Genomic DNA, 16,985 nt, shown 5'->3' on the forward strand with positions numbered 1-16,985 from the left:
TCGTCAGGCGCGGCCGTATACGTCGTCAAAACGCACGATATCGTCCTCGCCGAGATAATCGCCGCTTTGCACTTCAATGATCACCAGGTCAATCCGGCCCGGGTTCTCCAGCCTGTGTTTATGACCGCAGGGGATGTAGGTTGACTCGTTTGTCGCCAGGAACAGCTCCTGGTCGCCATTGACTATTTTCGCGGACCCGCTGACCACGACCCAGTGCTCGGAGCGATGGTAGTGCATTTGCAGGCTCAAACGTCTGCCGGGCTTCACCTCGATGCGTTTGATTTTGAAGCGCTCGCCTTCCTCCAGAACCGTATAGGTGCCCCACGGCCTATGTACGGTGCTGTGGACCAAATGCGCCTCATGCCCGGAAGCCTTGAGGCCCTCGAATAACTTCTTGACGTCTTGAACGCGATCGCGGGAGGCGACAAGCAATGCGTCGGGAGAATCGACGATCACCAGATCGCTGACCCCGACCGTGCCGATGACGCGCTTGTCGGAACTTACATAGCTGCCGGTGGTGTCGACCATATGAACATCGCCGCGCAGCCTGTTGCCGCTTTCGTCAGGAGCGATCAAATCGGCCATGGCGTTCCAAGATCCGATGTCGTTCCAATCCATGTCGCAAGGAACCACGGCAAGATTGTTTGCCTTCTCCATAACCGCGTGATCGAGAGAGATTCGCGGAGCGGAGCCAAAATGCTCGGGCGCGAGTTCGATTTTGGCAAAGCCTTCGCCTTGACTGAATCGGCCGTTCTCATAACTGTCGGAAACCGTCTGGATCACTTCGGGGCAATGCAAAGCCATCTCGTCGAGCATGCGTTGCGCGCTGAAGCAGAATATCCCCGCGTTCCAGAAGAAGCGTTTGGAGGCGACATAGGCCTTGGCTGTGTCGAGATCCGGCTTTTCAACGAAGCGGACGACTTTCTCACCATCGGCTTCGATGTAGCCGAATGCCGTGTCCGGTCTGGTTGGGCTGATGCCCAGTGTGGCAATCCGCCCCAGTTTTGCATATTCGATGGCCCGGCCCATAACGTCTAGAAATGCGGGCAGGTTGCCAATCATGTGATCGGCCGGGAAGACGCAAAGAATCGCATCAGGGCCCTGCGTTGCCTTGGCATGGACAGTGGCTGCCGCCACGGCAGCGGCCGTATCCCGGCCTTCCGGCTCGAGCAGAAACGTACGCGGCAACACAACCGAATCCAGTTCGTCGAAGTCGTCCTTTGTGAGGAAAAGGTGGTCCCCGGACGTTACAGCCACGAGTTCCACCACGCCCTCAATCGACGCGGCGCGCAGCACTGTGTGCTGAATAAGCGAATGCCCGTCCGCCACTTTAAGAAAAGGCTTGGGGTGCGATTGCCTTGAGGCAGGCCATAGTCGCGATCCGGCTCCACCGCTGATGATGACGGGAACCACTTTCATGAAATGACCTCTGCTTCGTTTGTGGATGCGATCGCCAGCGCCCTGTCGAGCGTCAGCGCCACAATAGCTCTCGCTCTGCCTGGGTCTGCTGCCTCCGAATAACAGCGAAGTTCAGGCGCGTTGCCGGACGGCCGCAGATGGATGATCTCGCCAGTCAGCATCTGTGTCCTTAGGCCGTCGGTCTCGTCAACTTCAGCAACAGTTCCGAACGGGGCCAGAAATCGCTGCAGTGCAGCCCGATCCGCGAGCCGGCGCATCAAGTTGCGCGAACTCTCCACCGGGAAATTCTCAAGGCGTTCGCTTGCACAAGCCGGAAGATTCCACAACGCGCGCAGACCTGACAGCGATTTTCTTGTCGATGCGACCATCCCGAGGACAGCCAGGATGGGGAGCAGTGAATCCCGTGTCGGCAATGCCGTCAATGTCTTGCCGTGTAGCGAACAGTCCGACCCCAAGAGAACGCCACCATTGGCTTCAAAGCCCACAACGATTTTCCCGGGGTGGTGTGAGGCTTCCATGGCTTCGACAACAAAGGGAGATCCGACCTTCGTTCTCAGAACCGTAAAACCGAAGGCTTTCGAAATACCTGAATTCGAAGTCACGGGCGTCACCACGATGTCAGCCCGCAGGAACAGAGCCGTGGCGAGGCCGATCAGGTCGCCGCGAAACAGGTCACCATTCTCGTCGGCAATCAGTGGCCGATCAGCATCGGCATCGGTCGACACGATGGCGTCGAGGTGGAATTCTCGCGCCCAACCCTTGAACTTTGCAATTGTGGTTTCGTCAACGGCTTCGGTATCGACGGGTACGAAGGTCTCCGATTTCCCGACAGGTGTCACATCTGCGCCAAAGGATCGGAGAACCTCCACCAGAAGATCCGCCGCGACCGAACTGTGCTGATAGACGCCGAGCCTCAGGCCCGAAAGGGACCCTGGCTCCAAGATGTCATCAGCGCGCGCGCGATAGGCGGCGATCGCATTGTCGTGATGCCCCGGCAAAGCCGTACCTATTGGCGGCGGGGGGCAATAGGCGTCTAGCCGTTCGGCAGCATAGTGTGCCATAGCGGCTTCATCGGCCTTGGTGATCTCGCCCCGCGGGCTATAGAACTTGATGCCATTGCGGTCCGCAGGGATGTGCGAACCCGTAACCATGAGCGCCGCTGCGTCATGCTGCCCGGCATACAACGCCAAGGCTGGCGTTGGAATGGCACCGCAATCGATCGGTTGAAACCCACTTGCCGCCAAGGCAGCCATGCAGTTGGCGGCGATCGTCGGACTGCTATCGCGCAAGTCGCGACCAACGAACACCTTGGCCTTCGATCGGACCCCATCGGCAACGAGACGCCAAGCGAAAGCCTCCGTATAAAGGCCGCTGGGTTTCCCGACTAATTCTGAAGCCAACCCTCGCAGGCCACTTGATCCAAACTTCATCACTTCGCTTTGGCTGGTAAAGGGAAGACCGTCATATTGCAGCAGACTTGGCTGTCAACCGCAAAATCGCTTCGGGCGGTTCACCTTTCCTTCCAGCTATCCACACTGCATTCCCAGCCGCGTCGACAGGGTGAGAGCCGTCTGGCGTCAAGGACCGAGCGATGGCCTCACGATCGCGCTGCCGGCATTCTCGAACCGCTTGATATCTGCGGAACCATAGGCCATAGGTCGAGAGCAGACCGCACCAGGGCAAAGAGTAGTCAAGGATTGACCTCTCCGGCCGACCCCTCTCTCTATCCTGAGTTGCTGTCGGACTCTAGGGCTCTTTGCAGTTGATGTGCAAGATCTTGATCAAACGGACTTTCTCTTCACCCGCCAACCTATGAAAAAATCTCTGGCGATGATTTCAAGTCCACGCTATGCGATACACGCGGCGGGGGCCGAAGATTTGGTACTAAAAAGAAGCCGCCGGTGACGGATGGTATTCGCTCTAGAGCCACTTTAGTATTGAAGTCTTCGCGCCTGGAGTTCAGTACCGTCCGATGAAATCCTATGTAGAAGCTGTACCCGGACTCCGGCCCACAATGCGTCGCGCCATCATCATGATTCAAGACATCGCCATGGTTTTGGTGGCGGTGGCGCTTAGCCTGACTTTATCGCAGTCGAGGCTGTCGTTCGAAGCGTTCTCTCCAGCGGGTTTCGCTTGCTGGGCGAGCATCATTATTCTTAGTCATCTGTTATTCAGATATTGCGGCCTCTACAATACTGTGTGGCGCTTCGCCTCGACGCCGGATTTCTTCAACATCCTGAAGGGCTGCGCAATACTGACCATCGTCCTTTACTGTGTTTCGCTTTTTGTTCGTTCCTTTCAGCCGGTGGCGGGCCTCAATGAGCGCCAGTTCATCGTCTTCTTCCTGGTTTCTTTCACGATCATCTCGGCGCCCCGGATTTTCTACCGGTTCTTTCGCGACGGCGCGAGCTGGCGCATTCTGAGTCGCGGCAAGGCTTCGACCAAGAGAGCGGTGTTTGTCGGCAAGCTGAGCGAGGCCGACGTAATCATCCGTTTCACGCGCACGACGCAGCCTGTAGAGTATTCAATTGCAGGGATTATGGCGATTGAACACGGTGTTCCGCAGGGCACTCGGATCCAGGGCGTTCCCGTCGTGGCCACCCGCCCCCGCCTGATCGAGGTGCTGGAAGAATACGCCAAGGGTACGACAAGCCTGGACCTGCTGATTTTCGGCAGCGGCGCCGAACATGAGATCGAGGAGTATTCGGAGCTCGTCCGTGTTGCCCGGCAAGGCGACATAGCGGTGGTGCAGTTCTCGGGGCTTTCGCAGCTTGGCCAGGAAGGAAAGCTCGTTCTCGACGAGGTCGAGATGGAAACGATCCTGCGCCGCCCCACGGTTCCGTCCGACATCGAACGGATCGGGGCCTTCGTCGGCGGCAAGCGCGTCCTGGTCACCGGCGGCGCCGGTTCCATCGGCCGCACCCTGGTCAAGAGGTCACTGGAACTGGGCGCGGAGGCGGTGCTGGTTGCCGATAATTCCGAGTTCGGCATTTTCCAGTTGAGCCAATATGTCGAAGAGAAGGACCACGACCGCCTCAAGGTCCGCATTGTCGATGTCGCCGACCGGCGCCAGATGACGCGTGTCGTCACCGAGTTCAAGCCGGACATCGTTTTCCACGCCGCGGCACTGAAGCATGTGCCTTTGCTCGAGGAAAACTGGGATTCGGCCATCCAGACCAATGTCTTCGGAACGCTTGTCTGTGCCGAGGTTGCCGCCAAATGCGGCGTCAAGCAATTCGTGCTTGTTTCGAGCGACAAGGCCGTGGACCCGACATCCGTGCTGGGCCTGACGAAGCGGGCGGCCGAACAGATCGTCAGCGCCTTGCATGAAACGCCCGCCGGCGAGCCCGGCGCGCGGCGCCCCGCCACCAAGTTCATAGCCGTTCGGTTCGGCAATGTCTTTGGCAGCAATGGCTCGGTCGCAACCATATTCCAGGCGCAGATCGAGGCCGGAGGTCCGGTCACCATAACCGACCGGCGCATGACGCGCTATTTCATGACCGTGGCCGAAGCCGTCGACCTCGTCATCATGTCGGCTGCCGATGCCGCCTCGCGGAAAGCCGGCGACGACTACGCCGTCTACATGCTCGACATGGGCAAACCGGTGCCGATCCTCGAAGTTGCCGAGACGATGATCCGCATGTCCGGAAAAAGCCCATACACGGACATCCCCATTCGCTTCACCGGAATCCGGCCCGGTGAAAAACTCCATGAAACGTTGCATGGTGAGGATGAGGAGCTGGTCGAACTCGGCATTTCCAAGATTTTTGGCCTGAGCACCGATGTCGCGGAATGGTCCGATGTCCAGGCGGCGCTTGCGGCCCTGCAGCAATCCGTGAAGAGCCAGGACAAGGCATCCTCGCTCGCGGTGCTTGCAGGTCTTGACCATACCAAGAAGGTAAGAGGGGACGTGCCTGAGGCCGTGATCCCGAAAGCGGCCGGGCAGGCGAACTGATGCTTCAACAGACCCTGGCCTTCTTCGGCGCTTGAGCAGTCTGCGCAAGAGCGGCATTTATCGGCGGACCTTCGGGACCCTGGGGCGCTGGCTGGTATTCCTCTGCGGGCGCATCCGAGCAGGCGAGGGGTCGAGCTTGGTCGAGCGATAGCCTCATGCTACGTCGAGCGGATTCGTATTTTCGTCTTTGGTTTTGGCAACGAGCACTATCGGCGGTTCATGAAGACAGCCAAGCAAATCTTCGATCTTGCCGGCGCGGCGCTGCTGCTGCTGGTCACGTCCCCAGTCCTGGCGCTCGCTGTCCTGGCTGTTCGTATATCGTCGCCCGGTCCGGCCATCTTTTCTCAAACGCGGGTTGGCCGCGATGGCGTGCTCTTTCGCTGTCACAAATTGCGCACGATGTATGTCGGCACGCCATCCTTGCCTTCGCACGAGGCGCCGGCGAATGCCGTGACGCCGGCCGGAAAGACCCTGCGGAAGTTCAAGCTCGATGAGCTGCCGCAGTTCTGGAATGTTCTGAAGGGCGAGATGAGCTTGGTCGGACCGCGTCCCTGTCTGCCGACGCAAACCGAGCTGATCGAGTGCCGCCGACGGCTGGGCGTTTCATCGGCGCTTCCCGGCATCACCGGCCTGGCTCAGGTCAAGGGCATCGACATGTCGGACCCGGCCCTATTGGCCGAAACCGATGCCGACTATCTCAAGGTCGCGTCGATCGGCCTTGATCTTCGCATCCTGCTTGCGACGATTTATCCAGGTTGAGCTTGCCTGCTGCGCGCCGCGATTTCGCTTAGACGATCAAGCGTCGCTGTTTCCGGCAGCCAGCCCTGCGAGACGAGCAGGGAAGGGTCGCATATCTGTGTCGCCGTCATGCTTTCCCAAAACGCCCGCTTGCCTAGCGCCACCGCGGCCATCCGCATCAGGCTGGCCGGTACGGCAGCCAGGCGCACCGGCCGCCCAAGTCCCTTACGGAAGGCGCTTACGACGGCTGCCACCGACACCGGAGGCACGTCGCTGGCTATATAGGCAGGGCTGAGCGGCCCCGGATGAGTCAACAAATGCCGCACGGCTTGCGCGGCTGCGTCGGCCGACACTAGCGAGCGGGTTCCTGTCAGAATACCTGTCGGCAGCGGCAGGCTTGTATCGGCCAGGCGCATCAGCATTGCCAGATTGCCCTTCATGCCGCTTGCGTAGGCGGCAGGCAGGCGCAGCACGGCGGCGTCGGCGCGGCCGTGCGATGCATAGGCGTCCAGGACCCTGATCTCGCCCTCGCGTTTCGAGCGCCCGTAGGCGCATTGCGGATCGGGGACCGTATGCTCGTCGATCGTTGCGCTGACGCGGGCGCCGATCACGGCCCGAACCGATGACAGTTGGATGAAGCGTCCGCTTGCCTGCATGGCGGCCGCATGCGCCAGCCGCGCGCTCAGTTCCGCGTTGGCGGCTCGGTAGTCGGCTTCGGTGGCCTCGCCTTGATCATTGTTCAAGCCGGCGCAGTGAACGACGTCCGTGACGTCACGGGTGATGGCAAGGAAGGCCTCGGCCGGCGCATCGAAACGCGGCAAGCCAACGGTGTCGCTGCCCGAAGCGAGCCTTTCTGGGTAGCGCGAGGCGAGGCGAACCTCCACCCCTGCCTCGCAAAGCCTTTGCACGACAAGGCGTCCGATGAAGCCCGATGCGCCTGTGACCAAGACCTTCATTGCCTTGCCCGGAGCCGCTATTGCGTGACTGGCGGAAGCGGCATCTCTTCCGGCAACGGGGCCTGACGTCCCGACGCAAGATAGGTCCCGGATACCAGGAAGACCATGAACACCGAATCCAGGATGTCTTGGCCGATCAGGATGCCTGTCATCCCAGCCGTCAGGTAGGTGATCACCATGACGACGACCATGGTGGCGCCAAAGCGCTCGATCGGGTCGGCGCTGTTGCGCAGGACCAGGGCGGCGTTTCTGCCGGCGACGACAAAGATCGCCGCCAAAGTCACGGCGCCCAGGATGCCCGCCTGTACCAATGCCGTCAGGAAGCCATTGTGGAAATGATTGAAACCTGCCGTTTTCGCGAACAGGTCTTGGAAGCCCTGCCTGATCAAGAGCTGGTTGGCGCCCACTCCGTGTCCGAACAAGGGCATGTCGCGAAATGCCTTCAGGCCGATGTCCCAGAGGGCAACACGTATTCCAAGCGAGGTGTCGGAATTGCCGTGCGCCCCAAGCGCGTCCCAATCAGAGCGCAGAAAATCAAATCTGTCGGATATCGTATGGAATCCGATAGCGGCGACCGCGACGCCGATCGCCGCCATCAGAAGCAGCAGACGGACGGCATTCTTCCCTTTCAGCCAATGCTGGTTGATCAACAGCACGGCAATGCCGGAAATCAGCAGCGCCAGCCAGATGATACGCGTGCCGGAATAGATGATGGCGATCGTTCCGCCGAGCGCTGCGCAGATCAGCGCACTCTTGTGCCTTTCGATGCCCGACAGGGCACCGGCCACGCAGGCCATCACTGCAAGGCAGACGACCGTGGCGAACACGATCGCATTTCCCGCTCCGCCCTCCGCCCTCATCCCGATCCAATATTGCTGGATGATCGCCAACAGCAGCGCGACGAAACAGGCGGCCATGCTGCTGAGGATTATGATCCGGACAAGGGTTGTTTTCTGCGTAATGCTCCAGGTTGAATAGGAGAGGGGGAAAAACAGGAAGGTGACGAGCGGGATCAGATGCGGCGCATCCCTGACAATTGCGTTATTGGCGAGCGAAGCCAGGAGATTTGCCGCGCAATAGGCATAGATCGCGATCGTGAGCGCCATCATCGCCCGGTCGATGTTGAAGCGCCTCTTTTTCGAGGCGATCAAAAGAACCGACCACAGGCCGCCGCCGTTGAACACGAAGCTCACCACAGACCCCAGGACCGGTGGAAAAAAGAAGCAAGCGATGGAAAAATAGATATTGATCCGCGCGGGCGAGAACTGCCGTCTTATCGATGAAAGCTGGCTCAAGGGCGGCTCACCATTCTCGGACGCTTCACACGGCGGATTGTCTGACGGCGGCGAACATAGCCCTGCCGAAATTGCCCGTGTCGCATCGTGCATCTGCCCGCTTTCAGGGGCCGGTATAGCGGCTTGGGTCTTTTTCTGAAAGTGCATCAAGGCCGATTGCCACCGAAAATCGGTAGTCGCTGGCAGACGATCGGATTTGGGCGCGGCGAAGACTGCGTGCTTTTCATCAAGCAATTTTTTCCCCCGCATTTTCTCAGCCGCCGGCGTGACAAGCAGGAATTTCCGCATTTTGACGCATGGATGGAAAATTCATTCCCGAACCACTCCTTGCCAGGCGCGTCTTGCATTGTTCTGGGCAGCGGCGATCTGCTAGAACGCCCGCAAGAATAACATTGTCCAGAAGCAAGCTTGAACCGGGCGGGAAGCCCGATGATTTGATGCCAGGTCTTCTGTCGGAAGGCACGAGAGAACGCTAGACAGGCCATGACAACAGCGCTTACGCACCTGCAGCGGCTTGAGGCCGAGTCAATCCACATATTCCGTGAAGTCGCGGCCGCCTTCGCCAAGCCGGTCATGCTCTATTCCGTAGGCAAGGATTCGTCCGTGCTGATGCACCTGGCGATGAAGGCATTCTATCCCGCCAAGCCGCCCTTTCCGTTCCTTCATGTCGACACAACCTGGAAATTTCGCGAGATGATCGCCTTTCGCGATCAGATGGCGCAAAAACTCGGTTTCGATCTCCTGGTTCACGTCAACCAGGATGGCGTGCGCGACAACATCAATCCCTTCGATCATGGCTCGAACACGCACACCCATGTGATGAAGACCGTGGCGCTGCGCCAGGCGCTCGACAAATACGGTTTCGATGCCGCCTTTGGCGGCGCCCGCCGCGACGAGGAAAAATCGCGCGCCAAGGAGCGCATCTTTTCCTTCCGCAACGCCCAGCATGTCTGGGATCCGAAGAACCAGCGTCCCGAAATGTGGAAGATCTTCAACACCCGCATCGCCACGGGTGAATCGATCCGCGTCTTTCCGCTGTCCAACTGGACCGAGCTCGACATCTGGCAGTACATCCTGCAGGAGAACATCCCGATCGTGCCGCTCTATTTCGCCAAGCAGCGGCCGGTCGTGGAACGCGATGGCATGCTCATCCTCAAGGACGACGATCGCATGAAATTGCGCCCCGGTGAGGCGATCGAGAATCGGCTGGTGCGCTTCCGCACGCTCGGCTGCTACCCGCTGACCGGCGCCATCGAATCGGAAGCAGACACGCTGGAAGCTATCGTCGGCGAGATGCTGACCGCGCGCACCTCCGAACGGCAGGGCCGCCTGATCGACCGGGACGAAGCCGGCTCGATGGAAAAGAAGAAGCGCGAGGGGTATTTCTGACCATGCGCCACATCATGGCAAAGAGCCTCGCACCTACCGACGGCGTCCGCGATTATCTGGCGGCGCAGGAGAAGAAGTCGCTGCTGCGCTTCCTCACCTGCGGCTCCGTCGACGATGGCAAGTCGACGCTGATCGGCCGTCTGCTCTCCGACACCAAGCAGATTTTCGAGGACCAGCTTGCCGCGCTCGAACGCGATTCGCGCAAGCACGGCACGACCGGCGACGACATCGATTTCGCACTGCTGGTCGACGGTCTCGAAGCCGAGCGCGAGCAAGGCATCACCATCGACGTCGCCTATCGCTTCTTCGCCACGCCAAAGCGCAAATTCATTGTCGCCGACACGCCCGGCCACGAGCAGTACACGCGTAACATGGCGACCGGCGCGTCCACCGCCGACCTGGCAATCGTGCTGATCGATGCGCGGCAAGGCGTGCTGCGCCAGACCAGGCGCCACTCGATCATCGCCTCGCTGCTCGGCATCCGCCATATCGTGCTGGCCGTCAACAAGATCGATCTCGTCGATTTCGATAAGGCGGTCTTCGACCGGATCACGCAGGACTATCAGCAGTTTTCGCGCGATCTCGGCTTTGAGACCATCGTGCCGATCCCGATGTCGGCGCGCTACGGCGACAACGTCACCGGCCGCTCCGACAGGATGGAATGGTATTCCGGCCCGACGCTGATCGAACATCTCGAAACCGTTTCGGTCGACGAGGCCGCGGCCGAGCTGCCGTTCCGTTTTCCGGTGCAGTACGTCAACCGCCCCAATCTCGATTTTCGCGGCTTCGCCGGAACGATCGCCTCGGGCGCGATCTCGCAAGGCGACGAGGTCGTCGTCGCCAAATCGGGCAAATCCTCCCGCGTCAGGCGCATCGTCGCGCAGGGTGGCGACCTCGCCCAGGCCGTGGCCGGCCAGGCCATCACGCTTGTCCTCGATGACGAGGTCGAGATTTCCAGGGGCAACATGCTGGTGGCGCCTGCCGCACGCCCGCAGGTCGCCGACCAGTTCGCCGCCAACATCGTCTGGTTCGACGAACATGCGCTGCTGCCGGGCCGCTCCTATATCCTGCGCACCGAGACCGACCAGACCAGCGCCACGGTCACCGACCTGAAATACCGGGTCAATGTCAATGACTTCGCCCGTGAAGCTGCCAAGTCGCTCGAGATGAACGAAGTAGGCATCTGCAACATCTCGACGCGCACGCCGATCGCTTTCGACACCTTCGCCGAGAACCGTACAACCGGCGCGTTCATCCTGATCGACCGCATCAGCAACGCCACGGTCGGCGCCGGCATGATCCTGCATTCGCTGCGCCGTGCCGAGAACATCCATTGGCAATCGCTCGATGTCGGCAAGCGGGTACGTGCCGACATCAAGAACCAGCGGCCCGCCGTGTTCTGGTTCACGGGGCTGTCGGGCTCGGGCAAATCGACCATCGCCAACCTGTTCGAGAAGAAGCTGTTCGCCTCCGGGCGCCATACCTACATTCTCGACGGCGACAATGTCCGCCACGGCCTCAACCGCGATCTCGGCTTTACCGACGCCGACCGCGTCGAAAACATCCGCCGCGTCGCCGAAGTGGCCCGCCTCATGGCCGATGCAGGGCTGATCGTCATCGTTTCCTTCATTTCGCCTTTCAGCGCCGAGCGGCGCATGGCCCGCGAATTGATGGCCGAAGGCGAGTTCGTCGAAGTGTTCGTCGACACGCCGTTCGAGGAATGCGCCAGGCGTGACCCGAAAGGCCTCTACGCCCGCGCGCTCAATGGCGAGATCAAGAATTTCACCGGTGTCGACTCGCCTTACGAAGCGCCGGAAAAACCGGAAATCCATCTGAAGACGCTCGGCAAATCGGCCGAGGAGATGGTAGATGCCCTGGAACACTGGCTGAACGAGCGTGACATTGCCGAAGACCAATACGACAATGGCGGCGGCATCTGACGACAGGTCGATGCTCGAAATTTTCGAGGGGCTCGCTTTGGCGGCCGGCCGCGAGGTCATGCGTGTGTTCCACGCCGGCTGCGCGGTCGACCAGAAATCAGATTCCTCGCCGGTGACCGAGGCGGACCGCGAGAGCGAGAAGATCATTCTGGCCGGATTGCGTGCGGCCTTTCCCGACATTCCCTGCGTGGCCGAGGAGGAAGCATCCGCCGGCATCGTGCCGCCGGACCTGGACGGGGCTTTCTTCCTGATCGATCCGCTGGACGGCACCAAGGAATTCGTCAATCGCCGCACCGATTTCACCGTCAACATCGCGCTTGTCCGCCACGGCGTGCCGGAAGTCGGCGTCGTTTTCGCGCCCTGCACGGGCCGGTTCTTTTCCGGGCTGCCGGGCAAGGCGGAATTCCTCGAAATAGATGGCGACTTCCGCATCGTCTCTCGCCGGCCGATTTCGGTGAGGGCGGCTGCGACGCCGCTGGCGGTGGTTGCGAGCCGCTCCCACAACACGCCCGAAACCGAAGCCTATATTCGTGACCTAGGCATCGCCGAGATCGTCTCTGTCGGCTCGTCGCTGAAATTCTGTCTGGTCGCCAATGGCGAGGCGGACATTTATCCGCGCTTCGGTCGTACCATGGAGTGGGATACCGCAGCCGGCGATGCCGTGCTGCGCGCCGCGGGCGGCATCACGCGCACGTTGGATGGACAGCCCTTGATGTATGGCAAGCGAGACCAGGGCGGCGATGCGGATTTTGCCAATCCGCATTTCATCGCCAGCGGCAGGGCAGGGGCAAGCTCCGCCTGAAGCCGGCTGGTTACTCGGCCGCGGCCTGCGCCGAGTTCGATCCGATATAGTTGCGGATCGTCTCGATGATCCGGTCCTGATCGGCTTCGCTGAGATAAGGATGCATCGGCAGGCACAGGATGCGCTTGGGCAATTGCTCGGATACGGCAAGGCCGGTCGGCGTTCTCGGATAGTCGCGATAGGCGATCTGCTCGTGCAGCGGCTTCACATAGTAGATGACCGACGGAATGCCTTTTTCGCCGAGATGCGCCTTCAGCCCGTCGCGCTTGGGCGTCTCGATGGCGTATTGCGCCCAGGCCGAGCGGCTGCCGTCCAGGTTGCGGGCTGCCGTGACGACATCAGCAAGCCCTTCGGCATAACGGCTCGCCACCATTTGCCGGGCAACCATCTCGTCCTCGAGAATGGCGAGCTTTTCGATCAGGATCGCGGCCTGCAGCGTGTCGAGCCGTGAATTGATGCCGACCCGGATGTTGTCATATTGCGTCTCGCCCTTGCCGTGGAAGGCGAAGGAGCGCAGCTTGTCGGCCAAGGCGTCGTCGTTGGTGAACATCGCTCCGCCGTCGCCGTAGCAGCCGAGCGGCTTCGCCGGATAGAAACTGGTCGAGCCGACCGTGCCTAACGACCCGCACATCTTGCCGTCCGCCGAACCGCCCATCGATTGGGCGGCATCCTCGATCACCATCAGGCCTTCTCGGTGGGCGATCGCCGTGATGGCATCGTAGTCGGCGGCAAGGCCGAAGAGGTCGACCGGAATGATCGCCCTGGGCTTCAGCCGGCCTTCTTTCTTGACCATCGTGATCGCCGCCTCGAGGCTGGCGATGTCGATGTTGTAGGTGTTGGGATCGACGTCGACGAAAACCGGCTCGGCCTTGGCCAGCGCTACCACTTCCGCCGTGGCGGCAAAGGTGAAGCTCGGAACGAACACGGCATCGCCCGGGCCGATCCCGGCGGCGAACAGCGGCAAAAGCAGTGCGTCGGTGCCGTTGGCGCAGGCCACGACGTGCTTGACGCCGACATAGGCGGCGAGCTTTTTCTCGAATTCGGCTACCTGGGGACCGAGGATATAGCGGCCGTCCTCGACGACATGGTCGATCGCGGCCTTCAGCCGGTCGCGGATTCGTTCGCGCTGTGCGCCAAGATCGATGAACTGCATGTCGTCCTCAAACGATTTTAACCGGGCGGTCTGGCCTCGACCCGCTGGTATCAGAATTGCGCCTGCCGAGAAAGCCGGGCGCGCGGAGCGACAAATTGCCCGGTCGTGGCAGTCTGTTACCGCATTTTCCGGTGTCGGTCAGCCGGATGCCGGAAATCCGGGATTCGTGCGGCGCAATTACGGCCTTATAACCCCAGAGTCGACCCTGCTAAACATAAAGTGATCGGCCGGCTCAATCCATGTTGGGCCTTACCACGGCCCGAACTTGGGTCAGCCAAGGCCTGAGAACGGCCAGTCCGCAGTGCGGCAGCTATCCGAAGATAGGAATTTTTTCTTGACTGGGTGAAGGCAACTATGCTACATATTTGCCCATGGTGCTGAGTTGCGCCAAGGACCCGCCGCACAGGCGGGTTTTCTTTACTACCTCATCAACAGCGCGCCGGCGAAGGTTCCAAGGAACCTGTTAATTCGGATTCGTTCCTCTGGCGCGCCACTCAGGCGATCTCATGCCGCCAGGGCGGATTGGCGCCGGCCCGCGCCACGGTTACCGCCGCTGCCTTGGCACCAAGCACCAGCGCCTTGCGGATAGCGTCCTGCGACAGCCCGGAGATTGCCGCCTTCGTCAGCAGGCCTTGTTCGTGCAGGGAGGCGAGGATGCCGGCATTGAACGTATCACCGGCGCCGACCGTATCGACCACCTCGACTTTTTGCGGCGTCACGCTGACCATGTGATCCCTGGTGTAACCGACGGCGCCTTCGGCGCCATGGGTCACGACGATCAGCTTGGGTCCGCGGTCGAGCCAGTTGCGCACGACATCCTCGTGCGAGCCGGCTTCGTCGAACCAGTGAAGATCTTCATCCGAGAGTTTCACGATATCGGCCATCGCCATCATCTCGCGGATACGCTTCAGATGCTTTGCCTTGTCCGGGATGAAGTTCGGCCGGATGTTGGGGTCGAGCATCATGACGCGACGACCATGCTCGCGCTTCATCAATTCCTCGTAGGCGGCGCCCGCCGGGTCCGAAATAAGGCTGATGGCGCCGAACAGCATGGCCTCGATCTCCGGACCAAGTTGCGGCAGATCCTCGCCGGTCAGCATGCGCCCGGCGGTGTTCTCGTCGTAGAAAGTGTAGGTTGCCTGGCCATCGTTCAGCCGCACGAAGGCGAGCGTCGTCGGCCGGGGCGAAGTGTGCGCATAGGTGGAACTGACCTTGCTCGCCCCGAGCGCTTCGCGGAGCTGGCCGCCGAACAGGTCCGACGACAGGCCCGAGAAGAAGCTGGCAGGAGCGCCCAGCCGGCCGAGCGCAATGGCGGTGTTGAACACCGCGCCGCCGACATAGGGTGCGAAGGCCCGTTCTCCCTCCGTCGTCGTGCGCGGCAGCATATCGATCAGGGCCTCGCCGCAGCAAAGGATCATTGTCTTGTCGTCTCCGGCGGATGGATCACGCCCTTGCGGATGATGATGTTGGCGTAGAGCCTGGGTTCGCTGGTCGCGACGATGGCGTGCGCGGCCCTGACGCGTGCATAGAAGTCGGCACCGGCCAGCGCAACCACCTTGCGCCCGGGCGCGCGTTTTGCACACAGCACTTCGATTTCATGATGCACGGGATCGGCGAGCGAGGGGTCGCCCTTGGCCGAGGCGCGAAACAGCGCCTCCGGCACGACGTCATCGACGGGCAGCACGCTCAATATGGCGTCCAGCACCGGAATGAGATGGTGGCCGTCGGCCCGCACCAGCCGCTTTGCCTGCTCTTCGGCCGGGTAGTTTCCATCGACCAGGGCGATTTCGTCGCCATGCCCCATCGCACGCAGGATCGCCAGAAGCTCCGGACCGAGCAGCGCCGGAATTCCGATCAGCATTCAGATGCTCCTGGAAATCGTGGTCGAACCGATCAGGAAGCGCTCGGATAGTGGCAGGCTGGCGCCGCCGAGAGCGCGCGCGTGAATACCGACGGTGCCTTCGCGGACGTTTGGCAATTTCAATCCCTCGGCATCGATCGTGTCGATGGTTGCGATGACGGCGTCGACCAGCCTGCGGCGCACCTGCGTCGGCATCCAGCCGTCGATCACCGCCGCCTCGAAGTCGATGACGGACGACGCCGCGACGATGGCATAGGCGAGCGCCCGCGAGGCGTTTGTGATCCAGTCGTCGAGCTCGGCGCCGATCTCGCCCCAGTCGTCGGGCGACGTCCAGAGATGCGAAGCCTCGACGCCACGCGCATTGAGCGCCTTTTCGAGCATGGCGATCGAGGCCACGTCGATCAATTGGGTCGGCTTTCCCTCCGGTCCGGGCACCGGCATGGAGCCCAGCGCGCCGGCGTTGCCGGTCGGGCCGCCAAAGAGCCGCCCGTTGAGGACGATGCCGCCGCCGGCAAAGGCGCCGATATAGAAATAGACGAAATCACGCGGGGCGCCTGCCTGGCCGAAGACCAGTTCCGCGCCGCAGGCCGAAGTGGCGTCGTTCTGCAGATAGACCGGAAAATCGCATTGCGCCTGGATGTCGGCGCGGATATCGCGATGGCGCCATTCGTCCATGACGTCGCGCGGCGCGCCGGCGGTATCGGCCCAGTTCCAGAGCTCGAACGGCATGGCGATGCCGAGTCCCGCTATGCGTTTGTCCTGCGCGGGCGAAAGCTCGCCACGCATCTTCTTCATGCCTGATGTGACGAATTCCACCGTCTCGCGCGGGGCAGGGTAGCGGTAGGAATGCTGCAGCATCGAACGTACATTGCCGAGGAAATCGATCAGCACGAGTTCGGCGCTGCGGCGGCCGATCTTCAGGCCGATGAAGAACGCGCCTTCGGGATTGAGCGCCATGGGGATGGAGGGCTGGCCGATCTTGCCGCGCAGCGGCGCCTGCCGCAGCAGCAGGCTTTCCTCCTCGAGCTCGCGCATGATCACGGAGACGGTTTGCGCCGACAGTCCGGTCATGCGGGCGATGTCGGACTTCGCCAGGCTGCCATGCTGGCGCACCAGCGACAGCACCAGCCGCTCATTGTGGTCCCGCATGCCGCTCTGGTTGGTACCACGGTGAATAAGGCTCTCATTCGCCTCGGGCGAACCATGCCTGGCAGTGGCCGTCTCCACCCCTGTTCCTCCCGTCATTTCCCCTCGAGGCTTTTGGAACAGAATGTGCGAACGGCGCAAGGCTGTCAATAATAAATAAGAGTGATTTAATTATTGACAGAGAGATTGGTCTGGTGTCATTTGAGGCAGGCATCCCCACCGGGAGAGGTTGCTTGGATGCCGTACGGATGCCGGTTGGCCGGCATCCGGAATGTTCCACTGGGAGGAAAATCGTGACCAATACAAAACTGTTGAAGTCCACCGTTTTTGC

The 16,985-nt window shown here is 61.0% G+C and carries 13 protein-coding genes; 5 read left to right on the forward strand and 8 right to left on the reverse strand.

Annotated elements, in window-relative coordinates; all coding sequences use genetic code 11:
* Positions 1-3: 3 nt before the first annotated feature.
* Both LB545_RS11435 and LB545_RS11440 read right to left on the reverse strand, forming a co-directional pair.
* Positions 4-1,419 carry a mannose-1-phosphate guanylyltransferase/mannose-6-phosphate isomerase gene (locus LB545_RS11435; RefSeq protein WP_140520768.1) on the reverse strand — a complete coding sequence of 472 codons (1,416 nt, stop codon included), beginning with the start codon at positions 1,417-1,419 and terminating at the stop codon, positions 4-6.
* Entirely contained in the window at positions 1,416-2,849 is a 1,434-nt protein-coding gene (locus LB545_RS11440; RefSeq protein ID WP_224705042.1) for a phosphomannomutase, read from the reverse strand. The genes LB545_RS11435 and LB545_RS11440 overlap by 4 nt, the downstream gene beginning before the upstream one ends.
* A 542-nt stretch (positions 2,850-3,391) precedes the next feature.
* On the opposite strand from LB545_RS11440, the gene LB545_RS11445 reads away from it, so the two are divergent.
* Positions 3,392-5,374, forward strand: a complete 1,983-nt coding sequence (locus tag LB545_RS11445; RefSeq protein WP_181165146.1) for a nucleoside-diphosphate sugar epimerase/dehydratase — start codon at positions 3,392-3,394, stop codon at positions 5,372-5,374.
* 219 nt (positions 5,375-5,593) lie between these two features.
* The gene (locus LB545_RS11450; RefSeq protein ID WP_140494844.1) at positions 5,594-6,133 is read left to right on the forward strand and encodes a sugar transferase; all 540 of its coding nucleotides are present in this window, start codon (positions 5,594-5,596) and stop codon (positions 6,131-6,133) included.
* Here the strand turns inward: LB545_RS11450 and LB545_RS11455 are convergent.
* Both LB545_RS11455 and LB545_RS11460 read right to left on the reverse strand, forming a co-directional pair.
* On the reverse strand, positions 6,121-7,068 hold the full coding sequence (locus LB545_RS11455) for an NAD-dependent epimerase/dehydratase family protein (RefSeq protein WP_224705043.1): 948 nt from the start codon (positions 7,066-7,068) through the stop codon (positions 6,121-6,123). The genes LB545_RS11450 and LB545_RS11455 overlap by 13 nt on opposite strands.
* Positions 7,069-7,085: 17 nt before the next feature.
* The gene (locus tag LB545_RS11460; protein ID WP_140514968.1) at positions 7,086-8,363 is read right to left on the reverse strand and encodes an O-antigen ligase family protein; all 1,278 of its coding nucleotides are present in this window, start codon (positions 8,361-8,363) and stop codon (positions 7,086-7,088) included.
* 483 nt (positions 8,364-8,846) lie between these two features.
* On the opposite strand from LB545_RS11460, the gene cysD reads away from it, so the two are divergent.
* The 3 genes from cysD to cysQ are packed head-to-tail and all read left to right on the forward strand — an operon-like array spanning position 8,847 to position 12,494.
* On the forward strand, positions 8,847-9,752 hold the full coding sequence (cysD, locus tag LB545_RS11465) for a sulfate adenylyltransferase subunit CysD (RefSeq protein ID WP_140494839.1): 906 nt from the start codon (positions 8,847-8,849) through the stop codon (positions 9,750-9,752).
* Positions 9,753-9,754: 2 nt separating this feature from the next.
* On the forward strand, positions 9,755-11,692 hold the full coding sequence (cysN, locus tag LB545_RS11470; RefSeq protein ID WP_181172223.1) for a sulfate adenylyltransferase subunit CysN: 1,938 nt from the start codon (positions 9,755-9,757) through the stop codon (positions 11,690-11,692).
* 10 nt (positions 11,693-11,702) lie between these two features.
* Positions 11,703-12,494 (forward strand): 3'(2'),5'-bisphosphate nucleotidase CysQ, encoded by a 792-nt coding sequence (cysQ, locus tag LB545_RS11475; protein WP_181165144.1) that lies wholly within the window; start codon positions 11,703-11,705, stop codon positions 12,492-12,494.
* 10 nt (positions 12,495-12,504) lie between these two features.
* Here cysQ and LB545_RS11480 read toward each other — a convergent pair whose 3' ends face one another.
* The 4 genes from LB545_RS11480 to LB545_RS11495 all read right to left on the reverse strand — a co-directional run bounded on the left by LB545_RS11480 (position 12,505) and on the right by LB545_RS11495 (position 16,735).
* On the reverse strand, positions 12,505-13,647 hold the full coding sequence (locus LB545_RS11480; RefSeq protein WP_140629351.1) for a DegT/DnrJ/EryC1/StrS family aminotransferase: 1,143 nt from the start codon (positions 13,645-13,647) through the stop codon (positions 12,505-12,507).
* 494 nt (positions 13,648-14,141) lie between these two features.
* Positions 14,142-15,065 (reverse strand): carbohydrate kinase family protein, encoded by a 924-nt coding sequence (locus LB545_RS11485; RefSeq protein WP_140580815.1) that lies wholly within the window; start codon positions 15,063-15,065, stop codon positions 14,142-14,144.
* Positions 15,062-15,508 carry an RbsD/FucU family protein gene (locus LB545_RS11490; RefSeq protein ID WP_140514913.1) on the reverse strand — a complete coding sequence of 149 codons (447 nt, stop codon included), beginning with the start codon at positions 15,506-15,508 and terminating at the stop codon, positions 15,062-15,064. Before LB545_RS11490 ends, LB545_RS11485 begins: the two co-directional genes overlap by 4 nt.
* The gene (locus LB545_RS11495; RefSeq protein WP_140514915.1) at positions 15,509-16,735 is read right to left on the reverse strand and encodes an ROK family protein; all 1,227 of its coding nucleotides are present in this window, start codon (positions 16,733-16,735) and stop codon (positions 15,509-15,511) included.
* Positions 16,736-16,985 lie beyond the last annotated feature (250 nt).

The organism is Mesorhizobium sp. BR1-1-6, from assembly GCF_020165355.1.
GTDB lineage: Bacteria > Pseudomonadota > Alphaproteobacteria > Rhizobiales > Rhizobiaceae > Mesorhizobium.